Below are 14,475 nucleotides of genomic sequence, written 5' to 3'. Positions count from 1 at the left end.
CTGTAGCGTTACGCCGCAATCGGCAAGTTAGACGTAAGTCCCCAGAATCACAAGCCGCCGCTGCAAATCGTTTAATATTTCCATGCCGCCCCGAATGACGGTATCGGGTTGGGGGTGATTCAGCTCGGCGGCGACTTGTTGCAGCGCCGCTTGCCCCGATACAGCATCCTCACCGGAAAACAATTGCAGCAGCCGCGCAGTCACCGGATTGATTTCGATAAAGCGCACGTCAAAGTCGGCATCGCGATAAACAATCAGATGCGTTTGCGTTTTACCGGCTTCCTTGGGTTGGAAAGCCGGGCTGATTTTGTGGACGGGAAAACGGTAGCTCAAGGCCCAAGCCAACGGCGAAATCGCGGGGATTCCCGTCAGCAGATCACCATGCGCATCGATTTTCGTTGCGTCGATTTTTTCATCCAACAGCGACAGCGCCAGTTCAACCCACTCATAGTGCGCCAATTCCAGCAAAAAAGGCGGATCGTCCGGTTGCGGCTCGCGTTCATGCTCCAGATATTTCAAAAACTCGCGCGGCATTTCCGGAAATAGCGGCGTATGCGCTACGTGATGGGCAAAATAATCCCGGATCATGGTGTGCCAGCGGTCATCCGGCAGAATCCGGCGCAACACCGGATAGGTGTTGGCGATAAAACCCTCCACATTGTTATAAAACAATTCGCGGTAGATTTTCATGCGCCGCTCCTCGATTCCTTCCGGACTGGGGTTTCTCTCCGGATCGCGGATATGCGCTGCAAAGGCATACTGCTGGCACACAAAAGCGGGGCGGTCAGGCGTGTTGTGCGTAGTCACCGCTTTGATTCCGCCATTTGGATTGCAGAGTGTGAATAATTTCCACTTCTTGCAGCAGCTCCGCCAACGGCGGGAGATTGAAATCGCGTTCCAGCAGCGTCGGAATAACGCCAAAATGCTGATACGTTTTCTCCAGCAATTGCCACACCGGATCGATAACATCCGCGCCGTGCGTATCGACGATTAAATCGTCCGCTTCTTGGTAGTGCCCGGCAATATGAAGATAACGAATGCGCGCCGCGGGCAGTTGTTTAAGAAATGCCTCGGCATCGTAATGATGATTGACGCTATTGACATAAATATTATTGACATCCAGCAGCAAGTCGCAGTCCGCTTCCTGCAGCACGGCGTTGAGAAAATCGATTTCCGCCATCTGCTGACCGGGCGCCGCATAGTAGGAAACGTTCTCCAGTGCGATGCGCCGCTCCAGAATATCCTGCACCCGCCGGATACGCTTCGCCACATAATGCACCGCTTCAGCGGTAAACGGGATCGGCAGCAGATCGTACAAATGCCCGTCGTCGCTGCAATAACTCAGATGTTCACTGTAATAACGGATCTGATGTTCGTGCAGAAAACGCTTCAGCCGCTGCAGAAAGGCTTCGTCCAGCGGCGACGGCCCGCCGATCGACAGCGATAGTCCATGACAAATAAAAGGAAACTTCTCGGTCAGCTCGCGCAACTGTTTTCCGTAGCGTCCGCCGACCCCGATCCAGTTTTCCGGGGCTACTTCCCAGAAACTCACCGGTTGCGTGGTTTGATCCGCCAGCGCACTCATGTGTGAACGCCGCAGACCCAAACCAGCGCCATGAACAGGATACTGTTGGCTGCTCATGGTTTGCGCGGATTACTTCTTATTGGAACCGCACTTACCTTCACCGCATTTACCTTCTTGCTCGGCTTTCTTGCCACCGCATTTACCTTCCATGTTTTGTTTCATTTCTTTTTTACCGCCACACTTGCCTTCGCCACATTTGCCTTCCATATTCGGCTTGGAATCCTTGCCGCTGTCTTGCGCCGGTTTATTGGCATCGCTGGCATCGGCCAGTTGCATGTAACCGCCGGATAATTCATTCAACGCGAAAGGATTGCCAACATTGTCAGCTACGAGATTGCCGGCAGCCAAAGTGGTTACTAATGCAGTGCCTAGCGCCAGTGAAACCGGCTTCATTGATTTTTTCGACATCTATTTTCTCCATAAAAAATTGATCATGACTGCAACCGCGAATGATAGCGCCAAATCGGAGCGAAGTCGTTTGTTTCTTGCTGTTCAGCCCAACCGGCACTCGCTGCGCAGCGGCAAAACACCCGATAATGTCCGCAACTGGCATTTTTCACCAGCCAACATCAATCTTCCCAGGTTGCTTTTGTTGCATGCGCCTCTCTGATAAACTCAGCGCTTCAAAAATATTATAAAAAATGCCTGCTAATTAAGGAGCTCCGAATGTTTGACAAATCCAACCAGCTTATTTTTTACATCAATGCCGCGATCCTCGTCTTTGGTATTTTGGTCGCACTGCTGACGAATTTCGTTGCTCATGGACTGATATTCGTTGTCTGTGCCGCGCTGCTGATTTTCGATCAAATCCGGCAAAACAAATCCGCGTTCTCCATCGCGGATTTAAGAAAAATACTGACCGTGCACGACACCTGCGGAAAAAAAGCGACCTTGACGCAAACGCAAATGACCACCGCTTGTCATGTCGATAATTCGGAATACTGGTTCAGAAATATCCGCGCCATCGGCAGCATCAGCAATTTCCGCGTCAATAACGGCAACCCGGCTGATCAAAGAAAAGACGACGACAGCTACCAAGTCTGCATGACGCTCCCGCCGGAATTGAAAGTCATCAATGGATCCGATTTAACTTTGACGTATCAATGCGAAGGCGCTTTCACGCAGAACGAAGGCATACTGTCGCATGTCGTCGACGACGATACGCAACGCTTGCATATGACCGTCGAGCTGCCTTCGGGACGCGCCGTTGCAACTGCCCGCTTCTTCTGCATCCAGAACGGCAAAGAAGAAGCGCTGCTGCCGCCCGTGGTTACCGGGGAAACGAAAATCGATGCGGAGGTAAAAAACCCGAAACGCGGCGCGGAATACTGCCTGCAATGGAATTGGGAAGAAGAAGGTCTGCTCAAGAAAGTCACTTGCATGTTCTAAGCTGCGCCTGCGCCTGCCCCTGCCCATTTGTTGGGATGGATTTAAATTTTCCAATCAACCGGACTGGATCGAGAAATCCAGTCCGTGCGGCTCCTCACCACCGCCATCAGATAGCGTTAAAATCTCAAACCATTGAACCTACTTAAAGCGCTCGCTGCGGTCAGCAGCATGACTTTCATATCGCGCATACTCGGTTTCCTGCGCGACATCATCATTGCGCGGATTTTCGGCGCAGGCATGGAAACCGATGCGTTCTTTGTCGCCTTCCGCATTCCGAACCTGCTACGGCGGATGTTTGCCGAAGGTGCATTTTCACAAGCATTTGTGCCGATTCTCGCAGAATATAAAAACAACCGCACTCCCGAAGAAACCCGCAGCCTGATCGATCACATCACGATGCTGCTCGGTGTCACGCTGTTCTTTATTTCACTGGCAGGTATTTTCGCGGCGCCGCTGATCATTTATGTAAGCGCGCCCGGTTTCTCCGCCGATCCGAACAAATTCCAGCTCACCGTTCAGCTGCTGCAAATCACCTTTCCGTATATTTTATTTATCTCGTTGGTGGCATTGGCCGGAGGGATTCTCAACACCTACGGCAAATTCAACGTGCCCGCCGTGACCCCGGCGCTGCTGAATATCGCATTCATCGGTTGCGCGCTATGGTTGACGCCACTCATCGATCCGCCGGTTCTGGCGCTGGCCTGGGCGGTTTTTATCGGCGGCATTTTGCAACTGGCGTTTCAAATACCCTATCTGTTGCGGCTAAAACTCATGCCGCGCATCCGTTTCAAAAATCCTGACACCGGCGCGTGGCGCGTGATCAAGCAGATGGGCCCGGCCATTTTCGGCGTCTCGGTCAGCCAGCTCAGCCTGTTGATCAATACCATTTTCGCTTCCTTACTGGTAACCGGCAGCGTCTCCTGGCTGTATTACGCCGACCGGCTGATGGAATTCCCCGCCGGTCTGCTCGGCGTCGCACTCGGCACCATCCTGCTGCCGTCGCTGGCAAAGCATTACAGCAACAACAGCAACGACGAATATTCCCGCCTGCTCGATTGGGGGCTGCGCATGACCATGCTGCTGACGCTACCGGCCGCACTGGCGCTGGCGTTACTATCCGTGCCGCTGATCACCACGCTGTTTCACCACGGCGCATTCAGCGAACACGACGTATGGATGACGCGCGAAGCGCTGGTCGCGTACAGCGTCGGCTTGCTCGGCATCATCCTGGTAAAAGTGCTCGCGCCCGGATTCTACGCCCGCCAGAACATCAAAACGCCGGTCAAAATTGCCGTCATCACGCTGCTCGCCACGCAACTGATGAACCTCGCTTTCATCACCCCGTTCCAGCACACCGGATTGGCGCTGGCGATCGGTTTGGGTGCATGCCTGAACGCTGGATTACTGTTTTACCAATTGCGCAGCCAGAAAATCTATCAACCGCAACCCGGCTGGCTGGTTTTCTTCGGCAAAATACTGCTGGCGCTGGCGGTCATGGGCATCGTACTGTGGTTCGCCACCGGCAGCAGCACATCGTGGCTCAACGAACCGGCACTGACCCGCGCCCTGCGGTTAAGCGGCGTAGTCGCCGCCGGTGCCGCCAGCTATTTCGCCGCACTCTGGCTGCTCGGATTCCGCTTGAAAGACTTCACGAACCGGCAAACGTTGTAGTCCGCTCGACCGGTATAGCCAGCACATGTGCGGGTGATGCCTATGACGCAATGGCCGAGAGCTTTTTTGCTTCACTTGAATGTGAATTGATCGATAGGCGCTCCTGGAAAAACAAAACTGAAGCAAGGCTGGCCATATTCTCCTGGATCAAAGCCCGGTATAACTCCACCCGCAGGCATTCCGGGTTAGGATATTTATCACCCAACAATTTTGAGAAAAAAATGAATGAGAAAAATCAAACCGCGATAAAGTGCAATCCTCTTTCACAGGTCGAGACTCTCTCGATCCCATGAAAAAACTGTCCGTCAAAATGGACAACTCCAACTCCAGTATCGCTAGTCAGCTTGTCCAATGCATTAGTGATTGTGTAGGTATTTTGGCGAGTTAACTTTGTGAATTATCTTCGAGTTAAAATGCTCTGCGGTTGCTTGTTGCTTGCCAGACCCAGCATTAGTTTGGCGAATCTTACCCGTGTATCCACCCCGAGCTTGGCGTAAATCTGCTTAAGATGGGTGCGCACTGTATGAGGGCTGATGTTGAAATAATCGGCAACTTCCTGCACCGAACTACACTCCAGCAATGCGATCGCCACACGAGCTTCAGCAGGCGTCAAGTTATAAGCGTTCTCTAGTAGAATTGGATCTACCTCTGCCTGCTGGGCACTATCAGTTACAAAGATAATGGCTGCAAAAGTGCTGCATGTACCAAATTCACTCTGTCCCCCCAAAGCAGAAAATTGAAGTGCAAAAGCTGTTTTTCCCGATGAACGGGGAATGATCACTGAATCGGAGAAATGTTCTGTACCGTATGGGTCTCGGGTTAAAGTTGCGTTAAGTGCTACGGATAAAGCCCGTTGAGCCAGTGGATTATCAGCAACAAGTTGACCTAGTCCAGGCGTGCGCGAGCGCTTCTTTAGCTTTAATCCATCGTTGCTATCCAGTATGCGCTTGGCAGCTTGACTGATAAAGGTTACTTCACCTGCAGAATCGCTTAGCAATACGCCTGTAGATAAGCGATCAAATGCGGCTAAGGTAGTAGTCACGGTCAATTCAGATGAGCGAAGACGTTGCATTACTCCCAGCGAGCGAGACAGATGCGGTAGAATCAGCCGTAAACGTTCGCGATCCGCCTCATCGAATGCCGGATGGTGAAAACCACGGAAAAATGAGCAGACCGTTGGCATGGAACTCGTGGACTCTGCTCCAAAAATCACGCTACTCAACAATTGAGCCATGTTTTCATCGCGACTGAGATATTCCTTGTAAATTTTTGATTGCAGCAACTGCTCGCGTGGAACCAGTTCTTCCCCGATGGTAATATTGCCATCAAAGAATAGATTTCTCTCAGCTCCAGCGCGCAACCAGACATCTGTGTGGACGTATTTGCTTAGGTAAAGATCGATATGATCCTGGGCGATGCCATGAATAAAAAAATACCCTCCATTTTGCGGTGTATGCGAAGTCGTGAATAAAATACATTCTGGCGCCTGAATGTAGTCAGCTATTGCTGGCAAGATGTCGCTGGTCCAGCGGTTCGGGTCAGTTGCGCCTTCATAGATCAAGCCGATCAAGTTGCTAAGGCGAGTCAATTCATTCTGTGTGCTTCCCATTCTTTCTTTGGTATCTCAATGAGCTAACTAAATACGATTACGGGTAATCTTACTTAGATACTGGATGCATCAATGGTATACGCAAATTTGAACTAATTAAACTGAAGAAAACCATGAGCAATAGATATTAGGGCCTGTTAACACAATCTGAGTGCTTCGACGATGAAGGCGAAGCGGATGAAGGAGATGAAGTCGGCATCAAGCTTATCGAACCTGGAGAAGATGCGACGAAATCCCTTGAGCCTCTGAATAATCGTTCGATCTCGTTGCGCTTTTTGTACATGGCACGGCTGTATTGCCAAGGCGGCAAACGATTTGCTTCGGTCGGAACAGCCGGGATGTAACCTAAATCTAGCGCCAGTTGGCGGGTTTGGCCGCCTTCATAAACGCGATCCATCGGCAGGCAGGTGGACGTATTGACGGGGCCGGGGGAAAGCAAAAGTTGTCTGCCTTCCGGTGCATCATGGGAGTGACCGGGTGAGAGGGCGAAGCTTGTGGTTGTTCTGGAATCTGCGGCAACCAGATAAATTTTTGGTGGTCCATCCACCTCGGGATTTTCCGATGGATTGCGGGCCGTTTTTTTAACACGCCCGTACCGCCGGGATGGACTTTGATGCTGGTACTGTCCGGCGAAACAGCTTCAATACGGATACGGATGATTTGCTGATGCTGGAGTTGCCCAAAAACATGGCTCAAGACACCACTCTTTGCCCAGCGATTCATGCGGGTATAGATGGTATGCCAGTTGCCAAAGCGTTTGGGCAGTCCTCGCCACTTGCAGCCATGCCCGGCTACGCAAAGAATGGCATTGAGAACTTGCAAGTTTGAATGCTTGACGCTGCCACGCTGACGCGGCAGGCAGCATTCGATCCGTTGGTATTGAGTTTCGGTGATTTCCATCACTGAATTATATTGAATAGCGTTAACAGGCTATAGTATCTATTCGCTTTGCTCAGTCCTTAAATGGAATCGTCAATTCGGTCTCGTTCGTATCCACTACGAATACTGCGAGGAGCCTTGCTGACTTCGTCTCGCTGGCATTAGCGCTGACACTATGACGATCACCGGGCAATTCGGAGAAGCTCTGTCCAGCCTCGTAGGTTACCACCGGTCCATCATTGATTTGGTTGCGGACCGCCCCTTCAAGCACAGTCGCGTAGATGAAGGCTGATTTGGCATGTGTGTGACCAGGTGAATAACCGCCTGGGCCATATTCGACGAGCACGCCCTTGATGCTCTTGCCAGGGATGTTCGGTAACTCATGCTGATAGACGACGGTCACCTTGGCATTCTTCGACTTTGGTGCATCGGCCAGGGCGACACCAAACGGCAGAAGGGTGAGAAGAAGCAAATAGAGTATGTATTTCATGGAATTTCTCCTCTGATTGGTTGATGAAGAATCAGAATCATGCCTGAGAGCGGCGAAACCATTCGTCGAAACTGATGCAGCCGAGGCGCGCTTCACCCAACGGCACAAGTGAGTGCTCTTCGACCCGGCCACCGAAGTATCGGGCCTCGGGATCACTCACAACTTCGCGCGTGTCACCGATCGTCTTCAGATAGCGGGCGATGATCTCGTTGAATGGGGCTCGTTCCGGACCAGCGATCTCGACAATGCCATTTCGTGGAGCAGCAAGTGCCACATCAGCGACGATGGCAGCAACATCGTCAGCTGCGATAGGTTGAAACAAGCCAGGCGAAAGCCTGACCACGTTTCCGACTATACTTGAAGCGGCGATGGCACCAAGGAATTCCAGGAACTGAGTCGAACGAATAATGGTGTAGGGGATGTTGGAAGCTTGGATTAATTTCTCTTGTGCGACTTTGGCCTGAAAATAACCATTATCAGGCATCCGATCGGTTCCAACGATGGATAATGCTACATGGTGTCGGACACCGGCCGTGGTCTCCGCTGCGAGAAGATTACGACCGGAAGTCTCGAAAAATTCCAGCACCGCCCTTTCTTCAAATGAGGGTGAATTGGCCAGATCGATCACCACCTGCGTGTCGACCATTGCTTCTTTGAGACCTTCACCAGTGATGGTGTTGATGCCGGTTTTGGGTGAGGCGGAAACAACCTCGTGCCCACCCTGACGCAAAATGGCGGAAGTCTTCGAACCGATAAGTCCGGTACCGCCGATGACGACGATTTTCATGTTTATCCTCCCTTGCCGATGAATATAGGGATTTCTGTCGCTATTTTACTAATGACTGCTGTTGCTAGCATACCTCCCTTTATGCTACGGGAGCGGATGCCTGGCATGAGGCTCAATGGCAACCGAAGGCTGTCAGTTTGAGCAAAATGATAAAAGGGATAACATACTCGCTTGTACACCACTCCGGCACCAAGCGCTATGCCGCCGAATACAACTATGCATTTTTAAGATCAATTGGTACAAAGAAAGGTTCCGAGAATGCGAGAAGCTCTTTTAAACATCAGTTAGTGTTTGCTGCATTAGTAATAAAACTTACTCATCTTCTTAATTTGTGATTCCCCTAGTCCAGCCACGGGGGTTGTTTATTACTTGAAATCCCCCCTTGTTTCGTTTAACGTCTCAATTCATCGTCAATCGATAAGCTAGGTTTGTCATCAAGGGCTAACGCTATGTTCAATTTAGGTTCCATGCTCAATCTGGGTTCGACTGATCCGGTTATCGGACGGGCTAATACGATCGTATCCTGTCCGGCGGCTGAGTTATTCCGCTTTCTCGGTGACGGTCTGTTTGACAATTACCCGAAATGGTCGCCGGAAGTCAAAGAGCTGGAGCAGTTGACGCCGGGGCCGATCCGGCTCGGCACCGAAGGCCGTCAGGTTCGCGTCGATCAGGGGCGGCGTTCGGAATCGAAGTTTAAAATTTCAACCTTCGAGCCGGGGCAGCGCATTACACTGGTTGGCGTGTCCGATCCGTTCCGCTGCACTTACGAGTTGCAGGAAATCAATCCGGCGCAATCCACCAAGCTGACATTTACTTTCGAATTGCTGGAAATTCTGGCGATTATGCGGCCTTTCGAAGGATTGGTTCGCGTCGCCATTAAAGACGGCGCGGGACGGACGGTGCAGAATATCAAACGCTTGGTCGAGGCGGAAAAATCATGAGAATCCCGGTCGTTCCCAAGCATTCTTTCAACAATGCGTGCTGCGATGACTGTTTCATAAACCGGTCAGGGTCAAAGGAGAACTAATGACACAAAATGCCTTTTCCAACGTTCCGATGCCGAGAACCGATGATCGTCCGCTATGGGATGTGGTGTTCGCGGTTTATGGTTATCCGGCGTTATTGCTGGCGCACCGGTTGAAGGTTTTCGCTCTGCTGGCGGATAATCCGCGCACGTTGACGGAGATTTGCGATGCGCTCAATATCAAGCCGCGCCCGGCCGAAGCGATTCTGACCGTAGCTTGCGCGCTGGGTTTTTTGTCGCTACAACAAGAGCGTTATGCCCTCACCGCGGTATCGGAAGAATATTTGCTGCAGAAGAGTCCGAATTACTTCGGTTTTCTCTGGGATCTGATGATCGATAATTATCAGGTCTGTTCCTTCGCAAGCCTGGAAAAAGCCATCCTGACCGATTCGCCGCAAACTTACGGCGGCGGCAGCATTTATCAGTCGCACGAAGAACAGATTGAATTGCTGCACCGTTTCACCAGCGGCATGCACAGCATGAGCATGGCGTCGGCGCTGGTTTGGCCGGGGATTCTGGATCTCTCGCAGCATCGTATCATGCTGGATATCGGCGGCAGCTCCGGCGCACATTCGATCGGCGCGGCTTTGCGTTTGCCAAATCTGCAAGCGATTGTCATGGATTTTCCTCAGGTATGCGAAGTGGCGCAGGGCTATATTGCTGAATATGGCTTACAAGATCGCATCACAACCTGCGGCACCAATTTGTGGTCCGATCACTGGCCGTCCGCCGATCTGCATTTCTTTTCCAATGTATTTCATGACTGGCCGCCGGAGAAATGTCACTTTTTGACGGCAAAAAGCTTTGACTCGCTGGCATGCGGCGGGCGCATCGTCATCCATGAGATGCTGTGCAACGACGATAAAACCGGCCCGTTCGCACCGGCTGCGTTCGGTATGATGATGATGGGGTGGACGGAAGGGAAGCAATACTCCGGTTTGGAGTTATCCACCATGTTGCAGGAAATTGGCTTTATCGATGTGCAAATTCACAAAGCTTCCGGTTATTACAGCATCGTGACCGGGCGCAAACCTTAGCCCCGGCTATTTTCAATCTCAACTGGCTTCGCTGCGTCCGCAACCTGAGCAGCAAGGCCTTTAGCCAGATTCATGAGGGTTTCCGCATCTTCCAGCCCGTCGAGAAAGTGTTGCGGGATGTTGGATAACCCTACTTGAGCGCCAACCAGCGCGCCAGTCAGAATGGCGCGCGCCAGGTTCTGCCCGCCACCGTTGACGGCATGCAACACGGCGGATTCAAAATCGTTGCGAAAGCGGGCGGCGAGATAGTAAGCAGCGGGAAGTTGGTGATAAATAGCGCAGGGCATGCCGTACACTATCGACACCTTCCACGCCGGTTCGATACGGATAGCCGCATCCGTAACCGCTTGCGCCATGTAAGACGGGGTCAGCAATGCATCCGGCGATGCAAATCTTCCGGCACGGGGCGGATCGGGATCGCCCGGACGCGGCGGTTGCAAATCGTCGAAGGTGACGGCGTGAAAAGGCAGTTTTCCAGTTTTCACCAGTTTCATCAATTTTCCGGATAGCGCAGCGTCCAGCGCATGTCCCTGCACCAGCATGCTCAATACGGCGGCATAGGCCACTGTCATGGAAATCACCGTATCGTCGATTTGCGTCAGGCGGGTATTGTTTGCCACTGCGGTTGCGAGTTCCGCCGGTTGAAATGCATAGCGGACTGCTATCGCCAGCGTGCGTTCAATCGCTTCAGTGGTATCGGCATGACCACCCGTTTGACCCCACGGCAATTTTTGTTCTACCCGGCAGCGCCACGCATGACGAATCGATTGACTGGTATAGCCGCCCGGCCCGCTCATGGGCGTGCCATTGAGCAGTGGAAAAAGTTCTTCGTCCAGCCGGCGGCAGAAATCGGCTTCGTCGTATTGACCTCGTTCGACCAGGGAACGCAGCATCAAAGTCAGAATGATGCCAGCTTGCGAGAGTTGTCCGGCCTTGCGTCCGCTGTGATAGCGCCCCGATTTGGGGTCGGTGTAGGTAGTAATCCAATCGCCGTAATCGCGCCGCAGTTCGGCAAGATCGTAATACCAATGGGGACCGAGCGCCAAAGCATCGCCGATGGAAGCACCCATGATGGCGCCTGCGGCGCGGTCTTGAATGATCATGTGTGACATGACATACCTCCTGAGTTAATCGAGTGTTAGCCAGGACGTTGCCGGAAGTGAGCTTAAGTGGTTTTCCCGGTTACCCGAGGCGGTAACCGGGAAAAAAATTTTAAAAGTTTTGATCTACTCCAGCGGCATTCCAGAGGATCGGGTTTTATCATTTTTTATCAGCGCGTAAGCCGAATGGTTATGGATCGATTCGAAGTTTTCCGACTCGACCACGTAGGCGTCGATGCGGTCATCGTGATTAAGCGTCTCGGCGATGTCCCGGACGATGTCTTCAACAAATTTGGGGTTGTCGTAAGCGCGCTCGGTGACATATTTTTCGTCGGGCCGCTTCAGCAAACCGTAAAGTTCGCAGGAAGCATTTGTTTCAGCAATCCGGATAACATCCTCGATCCACACAAAACTGTTGGTGCGCACGGAAATCGTCACATGCGAACGCTGGTTGTGCGCACCGTAATCGGAAATCTTCTTGGAGCAAGGGCACAGGCTGGTGACCGGAACGACGACTTTCATCGTGAACAGATATTCGCCGTTCTTGATTTCACCGACGAAGGTCACTTCATAGTCGAGCAAACTTTTGACTTGGGAAACAGGTGCGGACTTATTGATGAAATAAGGAAAAGTCATTTCGATATGACCGGAATCCGTTTCCAGTTTCTGGATCATTTCCCGCAGGATGATCTGGAACGATTCGACGGAAATTTCGCGTTCATGGCTGTTAAGGATTTCCACGAAGCGCGACATGTGTGTGCCTTTGAAGTTGTGTGGCAAATTCACGTACATGTTAAAAACCGCGATGGTGTGCTGCACGCCGTCACTTTTGTCCGCCACGACCACCGGATGGCGAATGGCTTTGATTCCCACCCGGTCGATGGCAATATGCCGGGTATCGAGTGAGCTTTGTACATCGGCAATGGGTAAATCTACCTGTTTATTCATATTTGTCTCCTGTGCGATGAGGCATCCGTTGCTGGCAACTTCGAATCAAATGATAGATAGATCAATTAATTCCGGAAAAGTTACACCGGTAAAATCGCCCGTACTGATTTAATAATACCGTCTTTGTCCAGCCCGCAATCCGCCAGCATTTGCGCATGATCGCCTTGATCGATGAACACATCTGGCAAACCGAGTTGCAGCACTTTGACACCTATCCGCTGACTGTTGAGCGACTCGGTTACCGCACCGCCCGCGCCGCCCAATACGGTGTTTTCTTCCACCGTCACCAGTAGATCGTGACTGGCGGCCAGAGATGCCACCAGATCGTCATCCAGCGGTTTGACAAAGCGCATATTGGCGACCGTCGCATTCAATTCCTCCGCGGCGCTCAAACACGGCGCCAGCATGCTGCCGAACGCCAGCAAAGCAATCTTTTCTCCTTGCCGCCGGATTTCGCCGCGGCCTACCGGCAATGCTTGCATTTCCTTCTGCACCTTCACACCCGGGCCGGTTCCGCGTGGATAACGCACCGCCGCTGGTGTATCGAGCTTAAAGGCGGTATACAGCATCTGCCGGCACTCATTTTCATCTGCCGGCGCCATGACAGTCATATTGGGGATACAGCGCAAGTACGACAAATCGAAACTACCCGCGTGCGTCGGACCATCCGCACCAACCAGACCGGCCCGGTCGATCGCGAACACTACCGGCAGATTCTGGATGGCGACATCGTGAATCAGCTGATCGTAGGCACGCTGCAGAAAGGTGGAGTAAATCGCCACGACCGGTTTTAATCCATCGCAGGCCGCACCGGCTGCAAAAGTGACCGCATGCTGTTCGGCGATGCCAACGTCAAAATAGCGTTCGGGATATTCTTGAGAAAAACGCACCAGCCCGGAGCCTTCGCGCATCGCCGGGGTGACGCCGATCAAACGGGAATCCTGCGATGCCATATCGCACAGCCAGTCGCCGAATATTTGCGTATAAGCGGGCTTTCCGTTCGGCTTGGCAACAATCCCTTTCTTCGGGTCGAATTTGCTCACGCCGTGGTACAAAATCGGATCTTCCTCGGCCACCTTGTAACCGGCGCCTTTGCGGGTTACCACGTGGAGAAATTGCGGGCCATCCAGCTGTTTGATGTTGTTTAGCGTGGTAACCAGAACATCCAGATCGTGACCGTCAATCGGGCCGATATAATTAAATCCGAATTCCTCAAATAAAGTACCGGGAGTCACCATTCCTTTGACATGTTCTTCGGCGCGCTTGGCCAATTCCAGCACCGGTGGAACGACGCCCAGTACTTTTTCGCCAGCACGGCGCGCCGTCGCGTAGAACCGTCCAGACATCAATTTGGCCAGATAATTATTCAGCGCGCCGACTGGCGGGGATATCGACATATCGTTATCGTTTAAGATGACCAGCAAGTTAGCATCCATCACACCGGCGTTGTTCAGCGCTTCAAACGCCATCCCGGCGCTCATGGCGCCGTCGCCGATGATGGCGATGGCGCGCCGGTCGGTATGATTCAAACGTGCTGCAACCGCCATACCCAATGCGGCGCTGATCGAGGTGCTGGAATGCGCGGTGCCGAAGGCATCGTATTCGCTCTCGTCGCGGCGCGGAAATCCGGCAATGCCGCCATGCATACGCAGCTTGCTCATACCCTCGCGCCGTCCGGTCAGAATCTTATGGGCATACGTTTGGTGCCCAACATCCCAGACCAGCTGGTCGTGCGGCGTATTGAATACGTAATGCAGCGCGATCGTCAGCTCGACCGTGCCCAGGTTGGAAGACAAATGCCCACCGGTTTTTGCTACCGATTCAACGAGAAAATCACGTAATTCCTTGGCAAATTGCGGTAGTTTCTTTTGTTCCAGTTCGCGTAACTGAGCGGGTGAATTGATGGTATCTAACAGTGGATACATTCAGAACCTGAAAATAAAAAATAAAGAAGAA

The 14,475-nt window shown here is 52.2% G+C and carries 14 protein-coding genes and 1 pseudogene; 5 read left to right on the top strand and 10 right to left on the bottom strand.

All coding sequences use genetic code 11. From position 1 onward, the window contains the following. Positions 1-27: 27 nt before the first annotated feature. Genes HRU77_10350 through HRU77_10340 form a run of 3 tightly spaced genes read right to left on the bottom strand, consistent with a single transcriptional unit; the run spans position 28 to position 1,993 of the window. Positions 28-807, bottom strand: a complete 780-nt coding sequence (locus HRU77_10350; protein QOJ21059.1) for a putative DNA-binding domain-containing protein — start codon at positions 805-807, stop codon at positions 28-30. Next, positions 785-1,642, bottom strand: coding sequence for a DUF692 domain-containing protein (locus HRU77_10345; protein QOJ21058.1), 858 nt, complete (start codon positions 1,640-1,642; stop codon positions 785-787). The genes HRU77_10350 and HRU77_10345 overlap by 23 nt, the downstream gene beginning before the upstream one ends. A gap of 12 nt (positions 1,643-1,654) precedes the next feature. Continuing rightward, positions 1,655-1,993 carry a hypothetical protein gene (locus HRU77_10340; protein QOJ21057.1) on the bottom strand — a complete coding sequence of 113 codons (339 nt, stop codon included), beginning with the start codon at positions 1,991-1,993 and terminating at the stop codon, positions 1,655-1,657. A gap of 258 nt (positions 1,994-2,251) precedes the next feature. Between HRU77_10340 and HRU77_10335 the strand changes: the two genes are divergently transcribed. From HRU77_10335 to HRU77_10325, 3 genes are all read left to right on the top strand, one after another. After that, positions 2,252-2,974: a hypothetical protein gene (locus HRU77_10335; GenBank protein QOJ21056.1), complete on the top strand. Its 723-nt coding sequence runs from the start codon at positions 2,252-2,254 to the stop codon at positions 2,972-2,974. Positions 2,975-3,106: 132 nt separating this feature from the next. Continuing rightward, positions 3,107-4,645 (top strand): murein biosynthesis integral membrane protein MurJ, encoded by a 1,539-nt coding sequence (gene murJ / locus HRU77_10330; GenBank protein ID QOJ21055.1) that lies wholly within the window; start codon positions 3,107-3,109, stop codon positions 4,643-4,645. A 50-nt stretch (positions 4,646-4,695) separates the two neighbouring features. Next, complete coding sequence (locus HRU77_10325) at positions 4,696-4,938, top strand: IS3 family transposase (GenBank protein ID QOJ21054.1); 243 nt, start codon at positions 4,696-4,698, stop codon at positions 4,936-4,938. A 104-nt stretch (positions 4,939-5,042) separates the two neighbouring features. Here the strand turns inward: HRU77_10325 and HRU77_10320 are convergent, their stop codons facing one another. The 4 genes and pseudogenes from HRU77_10320 to HRU77_10305 all read right to left on the bottom strand — a co-directional run bounded on the left by HRU77_10320 (position 5,043) and on the right by HRU77_10305 (position 8,410). Beyond that, a complete protein-coding gene (locus HRU77_10320; GenBank protein QOJ21053.1) occupies positions 5,043-6,254 on the bottom strand; it encodes a helix-turn-helix transcriptional regulator in 1,212 nt (403 codons plus the stop codon). Between the two features lie 137 nt (positions 6,255-6,391). After that, a pseudogene (locus tag HRU77_10315) lies at positions 6,392-7,154 on the bottom strand (IS5 family transposase). Between the two features lie 52 nt (positions 7,155-7,206). Further along, the gene (locus HRU77_10310) at positions 7,207-7,623 is read right to left on the bottom strand and encodes a cupin domain-containing protein (GenBank protein ID QOJ21052.1); all 417 of its coding nucleotides are present in this window, start codon (positions 7,621-7,623) and stop codon (positions 7,207-7,209) included. A gap of 37 nt (positions 7,624-7,660) precedes the next feature. Continuing rightward, entirely contained in the window at positions 7,661-8,410 is a 750-nt protein-coding gene (locus HRU77_10305) for an SDR family oxidoreductase (GenBank protein ID QOJ21051.1), read from the bottom strand. Between the two features lie 449 nt (positions 8,411-8,859). Between HRU77_10305 and HRU77_10300 the strand changes: the two genes are divergently transcribed. Together HRU77_10300 and HRU77_10295 are read left to right on the top strand one after the other, a co-directional pair. Next, positions 8,860-9,351, top strand: coding sequence for an SRPBCC family protein (locus tag HRU77_10300; protein ID QOJ21050.1), 492 nt, complete (start codon positions 8,860-8,862; stop codon positions 9,349-9,351). 85 nt (positions 9,352-9,436) lie between these two features. Next, entirely contained in the window at positions 9,437-10,471 is a 1,035-nt protein-coding gene (locus HRU77_10295; GenBank protein QOJ21049.1) for a methyltransferase, read from the top strand. Here HRU77_10295 and HRU77_10290 read toward each other — a convergent pair. From HRU77_10290 to dxs, 3 genes are all read right to left on the bottom strand, one after another. Continuing rightward, complete coding sequence (locus HRU77_10290; GenBank protein QOJ21048.1) at positions 10,468-11,583, bottom strand: ADP-ribosylglycohydrolase family protein; 1,116 nt, start codon at positions 11,581-11,583, stop codon at positions 10,468-10,470. The two genes, HRU77_10295 and HRU77_10290, sit on opposite strands and share 4 nt — an antisense overlap. A gap of 114 nt (positions 11,584-11,697) precedes the next feature. Then, positions 11,698-12,519 carry a GTP cyclohydrolase I FolE2 gene (locus tag HRU77_10285; protein ID QOJ21047.1) on the bottom strand — a complete coding sequence of 274 codons (822 nt, stop codon included), beginning with the start codon at positions 12,517-12,519 and terminating at the stop codon, positions 11,698-11,700. An 80-nt stretch (positions 12,520-12,599) separates the two neighbouring features. Continuing rightward, complete coding sequence (gene dxs, locus HRU77_10280) at positions 12,600-14,444, bottom strand: 1-deoxy-D-xylulose-5-phosphate synthase (protein QOJ21046.1); 1,845 nt, start codon at positions 14,442-14,444, stop codon at positions 12,600-12,602. Positions 14,445-14,475 lie beyond the last annotated feature (31 nt).

It is taken from the genome of Gammaproteobacteria bacterium, assembly GCA_015709615.1.
Taxonomy (GTDB): Bacteria; Pseudomonadota; Gammaproteobacteria; order Burkholderiales; family Nitrosomonadaceae; genus Nitrosomonas.
Note: the sequence above shows the minus strand (reverse complement) of the source record. Positions and strands in the feature narration are given on the sequence as shown.

Excerpts from the sequence above, each read along its gene's own strand:
- HRU77_10300 (QOJ21050.1), top strand. The coding sequence starts at position 8,860 with ATGTTCAATTTAGGTTCCATGCTCAATCTGGGTTCGACTGATCCGGTT.
- HRU77_10295 (QOJ21049.1), top strand. The coding sequence starts at position 9,437 with ATGACACAAAATGCCTTTTCCAACGTTCCGATGCCGAGAACCGATGAT.
- HRU77_10335 (QOJ21056.1), top strand. The coding sequence starts at position 2,252 with ATGTTTGACAAATCCAACCAGCTTATTTTTTACATCAATGCCGCGATC.
- HRU77_10290 (QOJ21048.1), bottom strand. The coding sequence starts at position 11,583 with ATGTCACACATGATCATTCAAGACCGCGCCGCAGGCGCCATCATGGGT.
- HRU77_10310 (QOJ21052.1), bottom strand. The coding sequence starts at position 7,623 with ATGAAATACATACTCTATTTGCTTCTTCTCACCCTTCTGCCGTTTGGT.
- HRU77_10320 (QOJ21053.1), bottom strand. The coding sequence starts at position 6,254 with ATGGGAAGCACACAGAATGAATTGACTCGCCTTAGCAACTTGATCGGC.
- dxs (QOJ21046.1), bottom strand. The coding sequence starts at position 14,444 with ATGTATCCACTGTTAGATACCATCAATTCACCCGCTCAGTTACGCGAA.
- HRU77_10340 (QOJ21057.1), bottom strand. The coding sequence starts at position 1,993 with ATGTCGAAAAAATCAATGAAGCCGGTTTCACTGGCGCTAGGCACTGCA.
- HRU77_10345 (QOJ21058.1), bottom strand. The coding sequence starts at position 1,642 with ATGAGCAGCCAACAGTATCCTGTTCATGGCGCTGGTTTGGGTCTGCGG.
- HRU77_10325 (QOJ21054.1), top strand. The coding sequence starts at position 4,696 with ATGGCCGAGAGCTTTTTTGCTTCACTTGAATGTGAATTGATCGATAGG.
- HRU77_10305 (QOJ21051.1), bottom strand. The coding sequence starts at position 8,410 with ATGAAAATCGTCGTCATCGGCGGTACCGGACTTATCGGTTCGAAGACT.
- HRU77_10285 (QOJ21047.1), bottom strand. The coding sequence starts at position 12,519 with ATGAATAAACAGGTAGATTTACCCATTGCCGATGTACAAAGCTCACTC.